Source organism: Spirosoma sp. KUDC1026 (assembly GCF_013375035.1).
GTDB lineage: Bacteria > Bacteroidota > Bacteroidia > Cytophagales > Spirosomataceae > Spirosoma.
On the sequence record NZ_CP056032.1, the window covers coordinates 1,603,799 to 1,620,519 of the forward strand.

The 16,721-nt window shown below is 50.2% G+C and carries 17 protein-coding genes; 9 read left to right on the forward strand and 8 right to left on the reverse strand.

Annotated features, from left to right (window positions below; genetic code table 11):
* Positions 1 to 15: 15 nt before the first annotated feature.
* Positions 16 to 561, reverse strand: a complete 546-nt coding sequence (locus tag HU175_RS06825) for a hypothetical protein (protein ID WP_176565872.1) — start codon at positions 559 to 561, stop codon at positions 16 to 18.
* A gap of 256 nt (positions 562 to 817) precedes the next feature.
* Positions 818 to 1,240 carry a DUF2141 domain-containing protein gene (locus tag HU175_RS06830; protein WP_176565873.1) on the reverse strand — a complete coding sequence of 141 codons (423 nt, stop codon included), beginning with the start codon at positions 1,238 to 1,240 and terminating at the stop codon, positions 818 to 820.
* 42 nt (positions 1,241 to 1,282) lie between these two features.
* Here HU175_RS06830 and recJ point away from each other — a divergent pair, with 42 nt between their 5' ends.
* Together recJ and lptB are read left to right on the forward strand one after the other, a co-directional pair.
* Positions 1,283 to 3,025, forward strand: a complete 1,743-nt coding sequence (gene recJ, locus HU175_RS06835; protein WP_176565874.1) for a single-stranded-DNA-specific exonuclease RecJ — start codon at positions 1,283 to 1,285, stop codon at positions 3,023 to 3,025.
* 58 nt (positions 3,026 to 3,083) lie between these two features.
* Positions 3,084 to 3,815, forward strand: a complete 732-nt coding sequence (lptB, locus tag HU175_RS06840; protein ID WP_176565875.1) for an LPS export ABC transporter ATP-binding protein — start codon at positions 3,084 to 3,086, stop codon at positions 3,813 to 3,815.
* An 11-nt stretch (positions 3,816 to 3,826) separates the two neighbouring features.
* On the opposite strand, the gene HU175_RS06845 is transcribed toward lptB, so the two are convergent.
* Together HU175_RS06845 and recO are read right to left on the reverse strand one after the other, a co-directional pair.
* Positions 3,827 to 4,588: a methyltransferase domain-containing protein gene (locus HU175_RS06845; protein WP_176565876.1), complete on the reverse strand. Its 762-nt coding sequence runs from the start codon at positions 4,586 to 4,588 to the stop codon at positions 3,827 to 3,829.
* A 202-nt stretch (positions 4,589 to 4,790) separates the two neighbouring features.
* Positions 4,791 to 5,483, reverse strand: a complete 693-nt coding sequence (gene recO, locus HU175_RS06850) for a DNA repair protein RecO (protein ID WP_176565877.1) — start codon at positions 5,481 to 5,483, stop codon at positions 4,791 to 4,793.
* Between the two features lie 75 nt (positions 5,484 to 5,558).
* Between recO and HU175_RS06855 the strand changes: the two genes are divergently transcribed.
* Positions 5,559 to 6,401 (forward strand): fumarylacetoacetate hydrolase family protein, encoded by an 843-nt coding sequence (locus HU175_RS06855; RefSeq protein ID WP_176565878.1) that lies wholly within the window; start codon positions 5,559 to 5,561, stop codon positions 6,399 to 6,401.
* 16 nt (positions 6,402 to 6,417) lie between these two features.
* Here HU175_RS06855 and HU175_RS06860 read toward each other — a convergent pair whose 3' ends face one another.
* The gene (locus HU175_RS06860; RefSeq protein WP_255433128.1) at positions 6,418 to 7,515 is read right to left on the reverse strand and encodes a 5-(carboxyamino)imidazole ribonucleotide synthase; all 1,098 of its coding nucleotides are present in this window, start codon (positions 7,513 to 7,515) and stop codon (positions 6,418 to 6,420) included.
* A 142-nt stretch (positions 7,516 to 7,657) separates the two neighbouring features.
* The gene (locus HU175_RS06865; protein ID WP_176565880.1) at positions 7,658 to 8,359 is read right to left on the reverse strand and encodes a head GIN domain-containing protein; all 702 of its coding nucleotides are present in this window, start codon (positions 8,357 to 8,359) and stop codon (positions 7,658 to 7,660) included.
* Between the two features lie 216 nt (positions 8,360 to 8,575).
* On the opposite strand from HU175_RS06865, the gene HU175_RS06870 reads away from it, so the two are divergent.
* Entirely contained in the window at positions 8,576 to 9,256 is a 681-nt protein-coding gene (locus HU175_RS06870; protein ID WP_176565881.1) for an ABC transporter ATP-binding protein, read from the forward strand.
* Between the two features lies 1 nt (position 9,257).
* On the opposite strand, the gene HU175_RS06875 is transcribed toward HU175_RS06870, so the two are convergent.
* Entirely contained in the window at positions 9,258 to 10,073 is an 816-nt protein-coding gene (locus HU175_RS06875) for an aminotransferase class IV (RefSeq protein ID WP_176565882.1), read from the reverse strand.
* Positions 10,074 to 10,150: 77 nt separating this feature from the next.
* Between HU175_RS06875 and HU175_RS06880 the strand changes: the two genes are divergently transcribed.
* The 4 genes from HU175_RS06880 (at position 10,151) to HU175_RS06895 (ending at position 15,644) form a co-directional block, all read left to right on the forward strand.
* Entirely contained in the window at positions 10,151 to 11,656 is a 1,506-nt protein-coding gene (locus tag HU175_RS06880) for a TolC family protein (RefSeq protein WP_228724351.1), read from the forward strand.
* A gap of 69 nt (positions 11,657 to 11,725) precedes the next feature.
* Complete coding sequence (locus tag HU175_RS06885) at positions 11,726 to 13,129, forward strand: efflux RND transporter periplasmic adaptor subunit (RefSeq protein WP_176565883.1); 1,404 nt, start codon at positions 11,726 to 11,728, stop codon at positions 13,127 to 13,129.
* A gap of 82 nt (positions 13,130 to 13,211) precedes the next feature.
* Complete coding sequence (locus HU175_RS06890; RefSeq protein WP_317167797.1) at positions 13,212 to 14,630, forward strand: alpha-L-fucosidase; 1,419 nt, start codon at positions 13,212 to 13,214, stop codon at positions 14,628 to 14,630.
* Between the two features lie 9 nt (positions 14,631 to 14,639).
* The gene (locus HU175_RS06895; RefSeq protein WP_176565884.1) at positions 14,640 to 15,644 is read left to right on the forward strand and encodes an NAD(P)H-dependent glycerol-3-phosphate dehydrogenase; all 1,005 of its coding nucleotides are present in this window, start codon (positions 14,640 to 14,642) and stop codon (positions 15,642 to 15,644) included.
* A 99-nt stretch (positions 15,645 to 15,743) separates the two neighbouring features.
* On the opposite strand, the gene HU175_RS06900 is transcribed toward HU175_RS06895, so the two are convergent.
* Positions 15,744 to 15,944 carry a hypothetical protein gene (locus HU175_RS06900; RefSeq protein ID WP_176565885.1) on the reverse strand — a complete coding sequence of 67 codons (201 nt, stop codon included), beginning with the start codon at positions 15,942 to 15,944 and terminating at the stop codon, positions 15,744 to 15,746.
* Between the two features lie 143 nt (positions 15,945 to 16,087).
* Between HU175_RS06900 and HU175_RS06905 the strand changes: the two genes are divergently transcribed.
* Positions 16,088 to 16,681 (forward strand): RNA polymerase sigma factor, encoded by a 594-nt coding sequence (locus tag HU175_RS06905; protein ID WP_176565886.1) that lies wholly within the window; start codon positions 16,088 to 16,090, stop codon positions 16,679 to 16,681.
* Positions 16,682 to 16,721: the final 40 nt, after the last annotated feature.

Consider the following 16,721-nt stretch of genomic DNA (forward strand, 5'->3'; position numbering starts at 1 on the left):
CCTAATTTTGTCTAATTACTTACCAGTAAATGTATTGTTGCTGCCTGTTGTGTTAGATAGGCCAGCACCACTGCCTAAGAAAGTATTACTGTTACCTTCTGTATTACGATATCCTGCATTTGATCCTAGGAAAACGTTATTTGCACCTCTCGTATTGGAATACCCAGCATAGATACCGTTGAATACGTTGAAACTGCCATCTGTATTTGAATAACCAGTGTACTCTCCAGTAAACACGTTGGATATACCTGTCAGATTATTGTAACCTGATTGATGACCCAAAAACACATTTCCGTTTCCTCCTCTGTTTGCATACCCTGCTTCGGCGCCTATAAATAGGTTGCGTTGACCAGTGGTGTTAGCTTGACCAGTCCCATAACCTACAAATACGTTTTTAATTCCTGTAAGAGTACTGTTCCCAGTTACACTAATTATTGTGTTTGCTTCGCCTGGTGTGCTGGATGCTGGTCCCGTGATTACGAGGTTATTTTGAGCCAACGATGGAAAGTTAAGCGCTGCCAGAACAGCAGCACTAAATACGCTACGGTAAAGTAGTTTCATAAAGAGATGATTAAGGTAGATTAACGCATGGAAAAATGTTGCTAATCTAATTACCAATCTATCATCGACCAAACGCGCTTCGTAAAGTATTAGCTTAGGTACTGAGGGTGCGAATCCCTCACTCTCTGCTGATTAGAGAGCTGGTAGAATGGATTGAGGTTGACTCACGGAGCTGAATAACGGTAACAAAAAAACCGGCCGCTAGGGCCGGTTAAATAGGTTGGTTATTCTTAACACTGAAGACGAAATAGGACTGCTACTTTATCTGAATACTGATCTTCTTATCAGCCTGCCCGACCGTAAACTGACAATCACTGAATTTGGGGGCTGCTACGGTTGGCCTGAAGTTCTGACTGAAGCCGTAGGGCTCTTTGGGAATACCAAACATCCGTTTGTCCATCTTGCCGTTGTTATTTTCGTCGTGATAGACGGCAACGGCATAATTACCGGGCTCGACGGAAAACGTGACTAATGCACTTTTCCCGCCGACAGCCGATTTTTTTCCTTCAAATGGTGTTCCCTCCGGAAAGTCTTTGCCCGGTTTGAACAACGCTACGAAAACAGTGCCCTCTTTCGACTGGATGTCTTGTACCTCAACGCTTAACGTGACTTTGGGTGCCACTGGTGTCGAGTGGGGCGTGTCAATAAATAGACTGAGAAGCGAAAGCAAAATGAGCATAGACTGCGGTGTTTTTTCCTAAAACGGGATTATCTTGCAATTATGATAGCGCAGCCGACAGTACCGCCCAAACGATGGATTACCAAACCGTTCCCTGATTCACTGGAACAACGGCAGGCTATTACGTCGCTAACGACATCATTGGGCGTAAGTCCGTTTCTGGCATCGCTGCTGGTACAGCGTGGTATACAAACGTTTGACGAAGCTCGGTTGTTTTTTCGGCCGGAGCTTAACCACCTGCATAATCCATTTGCGATGAAGGATATGGACCGGGCCATTACCCGGTTGCAGATGGCGATGCTGCCCGAACGGCAGGAAAAAATTCTGATTTACGGCGATTATGATGTCGACGGAACAACATCGGTAGCGCTGGTGTACGGCTTTCTGCAAAATTATCACGATCAGATCGATCATTACATTCCAGATCGCTACAAGGAAGGGTACGGTATCTCCCGGCAGGGAATTGAGTGGGCGGCCGAGAATGGCTTCTCGCTGATCATTGCGCTCGACTGCGGTATAAAATCGGTTGATCGGGTTGCCGAGGCCAAAGAACTCGGTATAGACTTCATTATTTGTGACCACCACCGTCCTGGTGATACATTGCCCGATGCGGCCGCTGTGCTTGATCCCAAGCGTAGCGATTGTCAATACCCGTACAAAGAACTCAGCGGCTGTGGGGTAGGTTTCAAACTTCTACAGGCATTCTGTCTCCACAAGGATATTCCGCTGGACGATCTCTATCCGTATCTCGATCTGGTGGCAGTGAGCATTGCGTCGGACATCGTTCCGATTACGGGCGAAAACCGGGTAATGGCCTATTACGGCTTAAAAAATCTTAATACGCAACCCCGAACGGGTTTGAAAGCGTTAATCAAAGTGGCGGGCTTCAAGAGCGAGCTGGACATTACAAATGTCGTGTTTGGTCTGGGACCCCGGATTAACGCGGCCGGTCGGATTCAGCACGCTAAAGCCGCGGTGCAGCTGTTGCTGGCAGAGTCGGAGGAAGAAGCTGATGAATTCGCGATGGCGATCAATAAGCACAATAACAGCCGACGCGAATTTGACAGCAGCATGACCGAGCAGGCGCTGGATATGATCCGGAAAAACGACGCGATGATAAACGCGAAGTCTACGGTGCTTTTTGATGCTACCTGGCACAAAGGGGTCATTGGCATTGTAGCGTCGCGCTGTATCGAGCATTTTCACCGGCCAACGATCATCCTGACGCAGTCGCACGACAAAGCGGCCGGGTCGGCGCGGTCGGTGCCGGGTTTCGATGTGTACGAAGCTATCGAAGAGTGTGCAGACCTGCTGGAACAGTTCGGAGGCCACACATTTGCAGCCGGGATGACCATGCCGATCGATAATATTGATGCGTTTCGAGCGAAGTTTGAAGCCGTCGTGTCGCGGAAAATTCTGGAAGAACACCTGACACCATTGGTTGACATCGATATGCCGCTTGATTTTAGCGAGATCAACGATAAGCTTTTCAGGATCGTAAAACAGATGGGGCCGTTTGGTCCGCACAATATGCAGCCTGTCTTCAAGACCGATGACGTGTATCTGGCTAGCGATCCGATCATTATGAAGGAGAAGCACCTGAAATTGAACCTGCGCCAGCGTCGAACGGGACATACGTTAACCGCTATCGGTTTTGGCATGGCGCACGTAGCAGAGCAGCTACAATCCGGGGAACCGTTCTCCATCTGTTATCAGGTCGAGCAGAATCATTTCAACGGCAACGTATCGCTGCAACTGATGTTGAAGGATATAAAATGCAGCTAATAGATCCTGATTGGGTAAGGGCGTACGTAACGAATGTACTCAGAAAAGGATAGCCTTTATGATTTTAAGAACGGAGAATTTAGTTAAGAAATACGGCTCCCGGTATGTGAACAGCAACGTATCGTATCAGGTAGCACAGGGTGAAATCGTGGGGCTTCTGGGGCCAAACGGCGCGGGTAAAACAACGTCGTTCTATATGGCGGTAGGTCTGGTAAAACCCAATAGCGGTAAAGTTTATATCGATGATACGGACGTAACGGACCTACCCATGTACAAACGCGCCCGGCTGGGGCTGGGCTATCTGGCGCAGGAGGCTTCGGTATTCCGGGATTTGACGGTTGAGGAAAACGTGTTGGCCGTTCTCGAAATGACTGATCTGCCCAAACGACAGCAGAAAGAAAAAGTTGAAGAACTGCTGGAAGAATTCAGTCTGACGCACGTACGAAAGAACAAGGGCAAAGTGCTGTCGGGTGGTGAGCGCCGACGCACCGAAATTGCCCGGGCGCTGGCCGTTGATCCCAACTTTATCCTACTCGATGAACCCTTTGCCGGAGTTGACCCAATTGCCGTGGAAGATATTCAGGGCATTGTCGCCAAACTCAAACATCGTAACATCGGTATTCTGATTACCGACCACAACGTAAACGAAACCCTATCCATTACCGACCGGGCCTACCTGCTGTTCGAGGGGAAAATTCTTAAGCAGGGCTCTGCCGAAGAATTAGCCAATGATGAACAGGTTCGGCGGGTTTACCTGGGGCAGCACTTCGAGCTGAAGCGGAAGATTTAGCGTGGATGCGCTTACACCAATGGCTTCTGAACAATGGCGATAATATGAATCGGAAAGGCTATATGAGTTGATAGCACGTTCAGATTCGCATACTTTAATGCTTGAATCAATAGCGGGCGATCAAAAACGTGGTGGTGCAGACACCTGTTCTCAAGATTTCTGAGAGAACGCTCCCGGAAATAAACCGCATCAATGGCGCCCGGATCCCGATCAATATCATGCGCGACAAGAATCTCGTCCAGATGCGTAAGGTCACTTTCGTTGACATCTTGCTGGTAATCGTCAAGTAGATGAGCAAATTGAGTGGTCTTTCGTTTATGATCAAAGGTAAGTCGCTTGTCCGGAACGATTATAATCATGTAGCCACCAGGCGCAACTACTCGTTTCCACTCGTTCAGCGTCTTGATGGTATTCGCGCAGTGTTCAAGACTGTGGCTGGATAGCAGAAAATCGTACGTATTGTCTGCAATAGCTGGTAAGTGACTCGCTTCGGCTATGAATTGGTAACCTGGCTGGCTGTTGCCGTAATCGTACGTGAGACCTTCCCGAATTGTATTTTCCCAAACCGTAGAGTTAGAAAAGTTTACTCCGTCTACGCGTTTGGCGTATGCATAAATGGGCAACAGGTTGTCCGCTTTGAAGACACTGCTTGGACCACCAATTTCCAATCCTGTTTTGTTGGTAAAAAAAGATTCTAACTCGCTGTAGTCGTGATTTTTGAGGCCGAAAAACTGTCGTTCAAATTTTAAAGAGATTCGATCAAGTAGTTTCATTTAAAGAAAGTATTCCTGAAAATGGTGCACGATGGAGTGGCTTAACTGTACCAGTACGTGTGGCTATTTTGAATGACTCCCAAATGGTTTATCTGAAAACAACACACTTGTAACTGATACTGTATTAGCTCTATACTTGAATATAAAAGCATATATCGGCAAAAAACTACTTAATACGTCTGCTTTTAACAGCAGGTAGCTTCTATCCCAATACCTCCCGCAACACCGGTAACGACTTGACCTCACCCACGGAATCAACGTGAATCTGGTAGTAGGCGACCAGCGCATCGAGCAGTTCGTTGCGGGCCGACCGGGCGAGTAGAATAGGAGTGCCCAGCGGTTGGCGTACCATGATGTTCAACGCCTTCTCCATCTCATCATCGGGGAGAAATGCGTACGAGTTTTCGCGGAGCTGGTCTTCAAACTCACGGGCACTCTCCGGCCCAAAGCCCAGAAAGAAGGAAAGTTTGAGCAGGAAAGCGAGGTGGAAGTTCTCAAAATTTGACTGGGCTGACTCCAGAAAAAGGATTGAATCAATCAGAAAACGAAATAAAATCGGACTCCCCGCTTCCTCTTTCAGAACTTTGTTCAGCATCTCCGTAATGAACATCCCAATGGTTGACTTGGCAACTTCGAATGGGATACTTTGGAATGGATGGAGCGTTTTGACCTCAGAAAGCCGGTGAAGGTCGCGGTCGTTTTTGTAGTAAACGACCATATCAAGCAGGGTTAGCGGCTGAAAAAGGGCAATGCGATTATTCTTACTCTTGGCCGATCGCACGCCATTCACAATGTAACTCTGAAGGCCAAACTCCTCGGTGTAAACGCGGGCAATGATGGATGTTTCGCGGTATCGGATATAACTAAGGGCAATGCCCCGTGTTTTTTGTAACATAGCGGTGAGTAATAAACGAGCTAATTTAACTCTTTTAGCCGAGGAACCTCTTAGCAAGTACAACCGGATCGTCGTATGAAACTCTACAAAACCCACTCCAGTATCATTCTTGAAGAACAGCAGCGTTATTACCAACTGCCAGCTACCAACTGGGATGATTTAGTCAATCAGGATAATCTGTTCAGCGAGTTGCAGATGATGCTGACATCGCTGGAACCGCTGACTGACTGGGTACCCACCGACCTGATGGCCCCCATTGGTCAGCAGGAAGTCTGGGCATCGGGCGTTACGTATCTACGTAGCCGTGACGCCCGGATGGAAGAGTCAAAAAAGGCAGGGGGGGAAACCGGGGGCGCGTCCGCCTTCTACGACCGGGTTTATGACGCTGAGCGGCCAGAACTATTCTTCAAATCTACTCCGATGCGCGTTGTCGCTCCGGGCGCGCACGTACGAATCCGGGCCGACTCAACCTGGAATGTGCCAGAGCCTGAACTTACCCTTTTCATGACGTCGTCGGGTAAGATTGTCGGCTACACCTGCGGCAATGACATGAGCTCGCGGAGTATTGAAGGCGAAAACCCACTCTATCTGCCTCAGGCGAAAACATATGATGGCAGCGCTGCGCTGGGACCTTGTCTATACGTACCCGAAACGCCCATTGAGTCAACAGCCGAAATCCGTCTGGAGATCATTCGCGATGACCAGGCTGCATTTACGGGCAGTATCGCCATCAATCAGATGAAGCGTCAGCACGATGAGCTGGCCTCTTTTTTATTCCGTGAATGCTCATTTCCGGTCGGCTGTTATCTGATGACCGGTACGGGAATCGTGCCGCCTGATGATTTTACACTACGTTCCGGCGACGAAATCAGCATCACGATTGATGGAATTGGAACATTGACCAATACGGTAGCGTAGCCACACGTAGCGTCGGCTATTCCGTCGAGATAACCCGAATTCCGGCTTTTACGTCCGCGACCTTTGTCCGTAAAACGTCGAGTGACTCATCCATGACGGTAACGTGGCCCATTTTGCGGAAAGGTTTGGTGATGGCTTTGCCGTAGAAGAAGGGAAAAACACCCGGCATAGCCAGTAGTGTTTCGAGTCCTTCGTATAGGGCCGGTCCGGTATGGCCATCTTCTCCAAGCAGGTTAAGCATGGCAGCTGGCTGATAGGCACTGGTGTCACCGAGGGGGAAATTGAGAATTGCCCGCCAGTGCTGTTCGAACTGTGACGTTACGTTAGCCCGAATGGTCTGGTGTCCGCTGTTGTGCGGACGAGGAGCGACCTCGTTGATCAGGACATTACCCTGCTTGTCGAGGAATAATTCGACGGCCAGGACTCCCACAATACCGAAGGCGTCTGCCGTTTTTCGGGCAACAGACTGTGCCTGCTGATCGATCTCAGGCGTGATCTGCGCGGGAGCGAACAGGTACTCAACCAGGTTCAGTTCCGGGTGAAATACCATTTCAACCGTGGGGAATGTCTGCGTTTCGCCCCGCTCGTTGCGGGCCACGATCACGGCCAGTTCCTTCTCGAAATCGACCGCTTTTTCCAGCAGGCCCGGCGCGTCGAAGGCTTTCTCCTGATCGGCAGTGGAACTAATCCGCTGGACCCCCCGACCATCATAGCCGTCGCGCCCCAATTTGTGAAAGGCGGGAAAGAAATCGGGTTGCTCCGCCAGCAATCGCGCTACGTCGGCCCGGTTATCAGTCAGAATAAAATCAGCCGTTGGTAGGTTGTGTTCGCGGTAAAACTGTTTCTGTAAACGTTTGTCCTGAATCAAACGAATGACGGCTGGCTGCGGAAACACTTTCTTGCCGTCACGCTCCAGGGCTTCCAGGGCGTCGACGTTGACTTTCTCAATTTCGATGGTCAACACATCAACTGTCTGACCAAACTGGTAAACGGTGTCATAATCGGTGAGGGCTCCCTGCGTAAATTGGGTACACAGGTGACGGCAGGGCGCTTCGGCGTCAGGATCGAGGATATGAACCCGCAGGTTCCAGTCAATGGCCGCTTGCAGCAGCATCAGGCCGAGTTGGCCACCGCCGAGAATACCGATAGTAGGAGTCACGAAACAAAAAGTAAAAACGTAATAAACCAGGAATCTGACGGTAAAATTACCGCAAATCCCTGGTTTGCCACGCTTAGAAGCTGCGTGAGTTAGCGATTTAATCTTTCTGCGTGATGTCTGAGCCGCCGGACTTACTCTTTGTTACCACCTTAGCCGGGCCGTAATAATAAATATCAGAGCCGCCCGATGCCTTCATCGTCAGCTCCTGGGTAGCTTTGACGTACACATCGGCCCCGCCCGAAGCATTAGCCGTGCAGACCGATGCTGTCAGTCTACGAGCGTCGAGATCGGCCCCACCGCTACTACTGGCATTGAGCGTTTTCGCCGATCCTTCCAGAACCGCATCGGCCCCGCCCGAAACCGATACGTTCAGGTCGTTCGCTTTCAGGTTCATGGTTAGGTCCGAGCCGCCGGAAACCGACATATTCAGGTTATTAAATGACAGATTGCCTTCACCAAACACATCGGCCCCGCCGGAAGCTGCCAGGTTGCTCAACTGTTTGAATGTAACGTAGGCTTTGACGTACTTGCTTCGGCCGAAATTGAAGCCCCAATTCATACCGTTTCGTTCGATATAGAGCTTGAGGACACCGTTCTTGATCTCCGATTTGACGTCTTCCTCATCAACGCCTTTGACGTCGAACGTGAGTTTTTCGGAACTGCCCTGCGTCAGATACAGATCAATACCGCTGCTTACACTTAAGCCTGTAAAGTCCGAAACGGGACGGGATTTTTTCCAGTCGTCGGCTGCGTGCAGGCTCGTAACAAAAAAGGCGGTAGCCAGGAGAAGGGTTTTCATGGTAGAAGTGGTTAATTTGGAAGAAGATGCCAAAGAAGCCGGTTTCGTTGCATGAGCGGTCTGAAAATGTCCGCTTTTGAGCGAACGACTGTCCGGGAACGGACGGCTGTAGTGCTATGAAAGTGAGGTAGATTATTGATAGACAGAAAGTTGTCTATTGTGGCACGGCGCTTGACCTTAGAATTCTATAACCTGCGTGTTCAACTGCATACCCGTATGATTCAGCTACGAAATGTATCAAAATATTACCCGGCCGGTTTTGGACGGGCGTACGTCCTGCGAACTATCAACCTCGATATCCAATCGGGTGAGTTTGTATCCATCATGGGGCCGTCGGGTTCAGGAAAATCGACTCTTCTCCACATTCTGGGTTTACTGGAAGAACCCTCGGAAGGCGAATACCTGTTCGACGGGCAGCCGGTACAAAAACTATCGGAAAAGAAACGAACTGAATTGCACCGCACGCGGATTGGCTTTGTGTTTCAGGCGTATCACCTGATCGACGAATTGACGGTGTATGAGAATATTGAAACGCCCCTATTGTACAAAGGTACGGGTAGCTCGGAGCGAAAAAGTCGCGTAGCTGAATTGCTCGACCGGTTCAATATTGTCGCGAAGAAAGACCTGTTTCCGGCGCAGTTATCGGGCGGGCAGCAGCAACTCGTTGGCATAGCCCGTGCCCTAGCCGCGGAACCAAGCGTTATTTTCGCCGATGAGCCAACCGGAAACCTGCATTCTGACCAGGCTCGGGAAATCATGGAACTCTTTCATGAATTGAATCAGAAAGATGGCGTCACCATCGTACAGGTAACTCACTCAGAAGTCAATGCTGAGTATGGTTCTCGGATCATCCGCCTGAAAGACGGTTGGCTGGAACCGCAGGTGCTGGCTCATTAAGTTAGGGCTCAGCGCTGAGCAGGAGTCGTTCGAGCGTCGCCGTCCAGTATTGGATTCGTTCAGACGAGCCCCATTGGGTAAAGAACTGAACCCCTGCTACGTTGGCCGCGAATACAGCATCAGCATCGCCTAGTGCATCCGGCGTGAATAATCCCTCTAGGGCGTTTGGAAAGAGACGTAACAGCCTCCGGCGAGTAATGCCGTTGATGCAGCCGGTAGACAGCGAGGACGTAACGAGTTGGTTACCGCGAAACCAGAACAGGTTAGATGCGATGCACTCGGCCAGATGGCCGTGCTGATCGAGCAGAAGCATATCATCATACTGCCCTTCCTGTTTAGCAAGCCCCGCCAGCACGTAGGGTAAGGCGTTCAAGGTTTTTATTCCCGATAGCGGAGAAACCAACAGCCGAACAGCATCAAAAATACCGACGTGGCCCCGGTGTGATACGGTAAAAGGCTGGCCTGGCCGGGTCGTAATTAGTAGATTAGCCTGGTGCGTACTAGGGGTATACAATCCGCCCGGTTGCCGCCAGATTTGCAGTTTGATACGAGCCACCTGCTGTCGAAGCTGATTCGCTGCTAGTAGCTGTTCGATCAGCTGGGGAAACGTCGAAAGGGGAGCCCTGTCAGGGAGAATAAGCCGTAGGGCCTGTAATCCGTCCTGAATACGATCCGCATGGTCAGTCCAGGATTGAAGCTGTTCCTGCTCGTAGCGAAGGGTTTCAAAAAAGCCGTCGCCGTACTGAAATGCCCGATCGTTGACTGACAGTGAAAAGTCAGTTTCGGCGATAAAATCCCCATTATAAACCAGAAACATACCCAGTTTACGCCGTTTATCCCAAAACGGAGTTCGCGTAGATGATAAATTCGTACTATTAACATCTCAAAGATAACATGATGAACGTGGTTTACCGGAATGCAGGGAGTTTGTTGTTGTGTCTGGTCGGCGCCATGGCCGTAGCGCAACCAGGGGCCAATAAACCTGCGGCAGCTACGCCCGCCAGCAATCCATCAGCCTATACGAACGCAACCCCGTCTGTACTGGGACTTCAACAGTGCATAGACGTTGCGTTGCAGAATAATATCCAGATTCGCCAGGGACGGCTTACTGTTGATAATAGCGAGCTTGCCCTGCGCCAGTCGCGGCTTAATCTACTGCCTACGACCTTCTTTCAGGCCAACCAGGCGCTAAATGGCGGACGTAGTATTAACCCGCAATCAAATGCGTTTGTCCAGCGGAGTATTAATTCGGGAAGCTATCAGTTGAACGCATCGGCTACGCTTTATAACGGGATGTCCCTGCGTAATACCATCAAGCAGAACAAGCTAGCTCTGGAGGCCAGTGAACAGGAGCTGAATGCTACGCAGAACAATATCTCGCTGAGCGTTGCTCAGAATTACCTGAATGTACTGACCGGCAAAGAGCAACTGGCGATTGCCCAGCGTCAGCTTGAAGTGACCCAGGCGCAGCTTGACCGGACACAACGGTTGGTCAATGCCGGGTCGGCTCCCGAGGCAAATCTGTTTGAGTTACGGGCTACGCTCGCCAGTAACGAGCTGGATATTGTCAACGCTCAAAACACCCTCGATTTGGCCAAAGTGGCTTTGCTGCAGGCAATGAACGTGCCGATCAATCAGGATTTTGATGTCGAAGCGATTGCTGTTCCCGATCCTGGTCAGGCGCCATACGCCGAAAAAGTACAGCAGATCTTCGACGTAGCCTCTACGAATTTGCCCGAAGTGAAAGGAGCGGATTTGCGGGTGAAAAGTGCCGCATTAGGCGTGCAGGTTGCTAAAGGAGGTTTATATCCTACGCTGACTCTGAACGGTAACTTGAGCAGTCTCTATTCCAGCGCGGCCAATCAACAGTCGTTGAATGGTTCCTCAACGCAACAGCTGGTTGGTTTTATTCCAAACCCGGACGGCACTCAGACACCAGTTTATACAACCATACCTGGTTATGATTTTAAAGGGGTTAGTTATTTCAACCAGTTGGAAAACAACTTCAACCGGTCGGTATCACTATTCCTGCGGGTCCCTATTTTCCAGGGTAACCTGTCGCGGAACCGTATTACAACGGCCAAAATCCAGCAGCAGAACGCTGAGCTGACGGCCCTGAATACGCGGTTACAGCTACGTCAGCAGATCGAAACGGCCTATACGAACATGCGGGCCGGAGCTAACCGGTTCCGGGCTACACAGGCGCAGGTGGCTTCGTTGGAGCGGGCGTTCCAGGCGGCTGAAAGCCGCCTGAACGCAGGGGCAATTAACGCTACTGATTACAGCATTGCGAAAACGAATCTGGACCGGGCGCGGGCCAGTCTGGTGCAGGCCAAATACGACTACGTATTCCGAACAAAAATTCTGGATTTCTATCAAAATAAACCCCTTGGTTTTTAGACGGTAGCAACAGCGCCGGAAAGTCCGTGGGACTTTTTAGTGTTTGTGCTTCGTTGTACATTGCGAACTATGAAAAAGAAGTCGAACCGCGTCTGGTGGATATTGGGTGGCGTTATCGTTTTACTAATCGTTGGCTTCGTTGCGGCCAAGCAAGCTGGCATCATTGGCAAACCCGAAGCAACCGAAGTTGATTTTGTAACGGTTAACCGGGCAAGTATCATCGAGCGCGTTAGTGCGTCCGGACGGGTACAGCCGCAGGTTGAAGTAAAAATCAGTCCTGACGTATCGGGTGAGATCATAGGGCTGTATGTCAACGAAGGTGATCCGGTTAAGGCCGGTCAACTCCTGTGCCGGATTCGCCCCGACAATTACGAGTCGCTGATGTCGCGGGCGCGGGCAACGGTTAATTCCAGCAAAGCCCAGTTTGAGCAGGCGAAAGCCAGTGTTGCCCAGTCCGAAGCCCGCCTGATCCGCGCTAAAGCCGACTTCGAACGGAACCGGAAGCTGCTGGCCGACAAAGTGATCTCAACCGCCGATTTCGAAACCAGCGAGTCGAATTTCAACGTAGCGAAGCAGGAAGTTGAAGCCGCCAGAGCCAACGTCCGGGCTGCACAGTTCAACATTCAGAGTTCGCAGGCCAGTCTGCGCGACGCCAGCGAAAACCTGCGGAAAACCACCATCTATGCGCCCGTCAACGGGACCGTTTCCAAGCTAAATATTGAACTGGGCGAGCGTGTCGTGGGTACGTCGCAGATGGCAGGTACCGAAATCATGCGGATCGCAAACCTGCAGAACATGGAGGTGCGGGTTAATGTCAACGAGAATGATATTGTGCGGGTTAACTTGGGCGATACGGCCGATATCGAAGTGGACTCCTACGCAATGGCTGGTCGTAAGTTCAAAGGTGTTGTGTACGAAATTGCCAACACGGCCAACGGTCTGACCAGTTCGTCCGGGGCTGCAGCGGCTGCGTCGCTGGCATCTGACGCCGTAACCGAATTTGAAGTAAAAGTTAAAATCCTCAATAGCTCGTATGAAGATCTGCTGGCCGAAAAAGATAAGAAAGGATATCCGTTCAAACCGGGTATGACCGCGTCGGTCGAGATTATTACCGACCGGAAAACAAACGTACTGGCAGTGCCAATTGCTGCCGTAACAACGCGGAGTGCCGATTCAACTAACGTTCAGAAAGATCAGGATGAGTCTGGTAATCAGGTGGCTAATCAAGCGGTCAAAAAAGAGAGGCCCAAAGAAATTGTTTTCGTGAATCAGGCGGGCAAAGCGGTGCAGCGCGAAGTAAAAACCGGTATTAGTGATTTTGAAAATATTGAGATCGTCAGCGGTCTGAAACAGGGTGAACAGATCATTGCCGGACCATTTATTGCCGTTTCGAAAAAGCTCAAAAACAACGACGTAGTGGTGAAACGTGATCCCAATAAAACGAAGAAGAAACCGGGAAACGAGGCTGAATAAGCTCTCCTTGTATTCGTCCACAGCCTGAAAACGCCCGGTATATTGCCGGGCGTTTTTGCTTTTACCGCAAATACGTATCCTGATGAAACGCTTTGCCCGACTTGTTTACCTGTATTTCCTGCTTATTAGTATGCAGCATTCAGTAGAAACGATGGCTCAATCAACCACTCGTTATGAAGCGAACTGGGCTTCGATCGACAGCCGACCCGTACCGACCTGGTTTGAGGATGCCAAGTTTGGTATTTTCATTCATTGGGGGTTGTTTTCGGTGCCCGCCTACGCACCTACAGCCCGCGACGGGGTGGGGGTATATGACCGTTACGCCGAGTGGTACTGGCAGAAAGTGCGCGATCCGAAAAGTGCTACGTATCCCTTCTTTACCAAGTTTCAGGATCGGGTATATGGCGAAGGATTTAAGTACCAGGATTTCGTCAAAGACTTCACCTGCGATTTCTTTCAGCCCGACGAATGGGCTGACGTAATCAAACAGTCAGGTGCGAAATACGTAGTGCTGACCAGCAAACACCATGAAGGTTTTACTCTCTGGCCAAGCGCGCAGTCGTGGAACTGGAACGCAGTGGACGTTGGCCCGCACCGCGACCTGGCCGGCGATCTTATCAAGTCAGTCAAGGACAAAGGACTGCGGATGGGGTACTATTACTCGCTTTACGAATGGTTTAATCCGCTGTATAAGAGTGATGTGAACGCCTATGTTGACAACCACATGATTCCTCAAATGAAAGATTTAGTGACGCGCTATAAACCCGATATTGTCTGGACAGATGGCGAATGGGATCATCCGTCTGACGTCTGGAAAAGTACGCAGTTTTTGTCCTGGCTGTATAATGACTCCCCCGTAAAGAACGACGTAGTTGTCAACGACCGCTGGGGCAAAGAGACCCGCTCGAAACACGGTGGTATCTTTACAACGGAATATGATCTGGTACACGAAGGCACATCTGAAAATACTAAATTTTCCCGCCCCTGGGAAGAGTGCCGGGGGATTGGTGGCTCGTTCGGATACAACCGGGCTGAAAACCTGGAAGACTATTCCACCTCCAAGCAACTGGTTGATATTCTGGTGAATAAAGTAGCCCGCGGGGGAAACCTGTTGCTTAATATCGGGCCAACGGCCGACGGGCGTATTCCGGTTATTATGCAGCAGCGACTACACGACATCGGCGACTGGCTGGCCGTTAATGGAGACGCTGTTTACGGAACCCGAGCCTGGGATAAAGCACCCAAGGTGACAAATGATACGAAGCTGTTCTTCACGCAGAAAGGCAGTGATCTCTACGTGATTACAACCGCTTGGCCTGACGGGCCATTGTTGGTAGCCGGTCTGAGCAAAAAACCGTCGAAGGTGTCATTACTGGGATATAAAGGCAACGTAGTGACTACGGCCAGCGGCAAATCGATGCGGCTGACAATGCCGTCAGTAACGCCGGCCACCATTCCGTGCCAGTATGCCTGGGTATTTAAATTGGAGGGCGCATTGTAGCTTTGCCCCATGAAAGTGCAACAACCGACCCGAATTACTATGGTTGGCGGGGGGAGCTGGGCGACGGCGCTCGTCAAAATCCTGTCCGAAAACAATGTGATCGTAAAATGGTGGCTCCGCAAAAAAAGCGACGCCGACCATATCAAAACGTTTGGTCATAACCCGAGCTACCTGAGCGACGTGCAGATCAATACCCGCAAAGTAAAGGTATGTACCAAAATCCGGGAGGCTTTTAAGGATAGTGATTACGTCGTACTGGCCATTCCAGCGGCTTTCGTTGCCGACGCACTCACGGGCATCCGACCCGAGCACTTTGCGGGAAAATGTGTCGTTTCGGCCATTAAAGGAATTATACCCGAAACGCACCAGCTAGTTACAGACTGGATCGGCGAGCGCTACAACGTACCCGCCGAATTATTGTCGGTCATCGCCGGGCCCTGCCATGCGGAAGAAGTAGCACTGGAAAAGTATTCGTATCTGACCATCGCATCGCAGGGAGCGGAGTGCGCCGAAACGGTTGCCAGCCTGCTACGTTGCCGCTTCGTACAAACAACGCCCGTTGATGATATTTACGGCATTGAGTATGCCGCCGTGATGAAAAACATCGTGGCGCTAGCCTGCGGTATTACGCGTGGATTGGGGTATGGCGACAATTTTCAGGCGGTATTGGTGTCGAATGCCATGCAGGAAATCCGTCGGTTTGTCGACGCTACGCACGTCAAGCACCGGGATCTGAGCGGATCGGCTTACCTGGGTGACCTGCTCGTAACGGCGTATTCGCCTTTCAGCCGGAACCGGACGTTCGGTACGCTCATCGGTCGGGGATACACGATTCAGTCGGCCCAGGCCGAGATGAACATGATTGCGGAAGGGTATTATGCCGTAAAAAGTATTTTCGAGATCAATCAGAAGTACAAGGTCAATATGCCCATCGTCGATGCCGTTTATAACATCCTGTACGAACGAGCCGCGCCGACGAATGAAATGAATAGCCTGAAAGAATTGTTAACATAAAGACAGGAATAAAAAAACGAAGGCCCCCTGCCGAAACAGGGGGCCCAATACGTTTATAGCGTTGTCGGTAATATTACCGGCAGTTGTGCCTTAGCTAAATTACTTCGCGCTATCCGACATCATCATCGAAGATGAATCGCTAGCCATAGTCGAGTCACCCATCATCATCGAAGATGAATCGCTAGACATGGTCGTACCTTCGGTCGTGGTCGTTTCGGTTTCAGTCTTTTTCGAGCTGCAAGAAGTTGCAAGGGCGATCATGGCCATGAAAAAGAAGGCAGATTTCGTAATTGCTTTCATAGTTTTGGAGCGTTTTTGTTTAAGTGATTATTGGAACAATGTCAACGTTAATACTCTATAGGGAAAAAGGTAACCCAACTTTTTTTAACTTTTTTTTTGGGTTACGTTTCGACCGTATTCGTATTAAGTAATGAATCAACAAAATGAAGGAAAGTAAGCGGCTGGAGTTGACTGATACGGAGTTATTGGTGGGCTTGGCCGAGGGATCTAACGAGGTATTGCTGCAACTATACCGGCGCTATTTCCCAATGGTACTTCACTTTATAACGAGCAACAGCGGTAGCGAAGATGACGCAAAGGACATCTATCAGGAAGCGCTGGTACTGCTTTATGAAAAAGCAAAGAGCGGCTCGTTTGAACTGCAGGCCCAGCTAAAAACGTACCTCTATTCGGTTGTTCGGCGTTTGTGGTTAAAGCATCTGGCGCAACGTAGTCGGTTCATGGTTCGGGATGTTGAACAACCCGTCAACGAAGAAGCCGCTCTTAGCCAGTTGAGTGACGATTTGTTCGACCATGAAGAACGAGACCGTCAGTTCGATCTGATGGCTGAATCGCTGGGCCGACTTGGTGAACCCTGCAAAACGCTGCTGGAAGACTTTTACATTCAGCACCTGACTATGCAGGAGATTACGGAGAAGTTTGGCTACACCAATGCCGACAATGCTAAAACACAGAAGTACAAATGCCTGATGCGGTTGAAGCGACTGTTTTTTGCGGAGTATAAAGAAAAACGATAACGAACCTCCAGAATCGGAGCGGCCCCGCGAACCCAACGTA

Coding starts and splice junctions, on each gene's coding strand:
- HU175_RS06825 (WP_176565872.1), bottom strand. CDS start 561: ATGAAACTACTTTACCGTAGCGTATTTAGTGCTGCTGTTCTGGCAGCG.
- HU175_RS06830 (WP_176565873.1), bottom strand. CDS start 1,240: ATGCTCATTTTGCTTTCGCTTCTCAGTCTATTTATTGACACGCCCCAC.
- recJ (WP_176565874.1), top strand. CDS start 1,283: ATGATAGCGCAGCCGACAGTACCGCCCAAACGATGGATTACCAAACCG.
- lptB (WP_176565875.1), top strand. CDS start 3,084: ATGATTTTAAGAACGGAGAATTTAGTTAAGAAATACGGCTCCCGGTAT.
- HU175_RS06845 (WP_176565876.1), bottom strand. CDS start 4,588: ATGAAACTACTTGATCGAATCTCTTTAAAATTTGAACGACAGTTTTTC.
- recO (WP_176565877.1), bottom strand. CDS start 5,483: ATGTTACAAAAAACACGGGGCATTGCCCTTAGTTATATCCGATACCGC.
- HU175_RS06855 (WP_176565878.1), top strand. CDS start 5,559: ATGAAACTCTACAAAACCCACTCCAGTATCATTCTTGAAGAACAGCAG.
- HU175_RS06860 (WP_255433128.1), bottom strand. CDS start 7,515: ATGCTGCTGCAAGCGGCCATTGACTGGAACCTGCGGGTTCATATCCTC.
- HU175_RS06865 (WP_176565880.1), bottom strand. CDS start 8,359: ATGAAAACCCTTCTCCTGGCTACCGCCTTTTTTGTTACGAGCCTGCAC.
- HU175_RS06870 (WP_176565881.1), top strand. CDS start 8,576: ATGATTCAGCTACGAAATGTATCAAAATATTACCCGGCCGGTTTTGGA.
- HU175_RS06875 (WP_176565882.1), bottom strand. CDS start 10,073: ATGTTTCTGGTTTATAATGGGGATTTTATCGCCGAAACTGACTTTTCA.
- HU175_RS06880 (WP_228724351.1), top strand. CDS start 10,151: ATGATGAACGTGGTTTACCGGAATGCAGGGAGTTTGTTGTTGTGTCTG.
- HU175_RS06885 (WP_176565883.1), top strand. CDS start 11,726: ATGAAAAAGAAGTCGAACCGCGTCTGGTGGATATTGGGTGGCGTTATC.
- HU175_RS06890 (WP_317167797.1), top strand. CDS start 13,212: ATGAAACGCTTTGCCCGACTTGTTTACCTGTATTTCCTGCTTATTAGT.
- HU175_RS06895 (WP_176565884.1), top strand. CDS start 14,640: ATGAAAGTGCAACAACCGACCCGAATTACTATGGTTGGCGGGGGGAGC.
- HU175_RS06900 (WP_176565885.1), bottom strand. CDS start 15,944: ATGAAAGCAATTACGAAATCTGCCTTCTTTTTCATGGCCATGATCGCC.
- HU175_RS06905 (WP_176565886.1), top strand. CDS start 16,088: ATGAAGGAAAGTAAGCGGCTGGAGTTGACTGATACGGAGTTATTGGTG.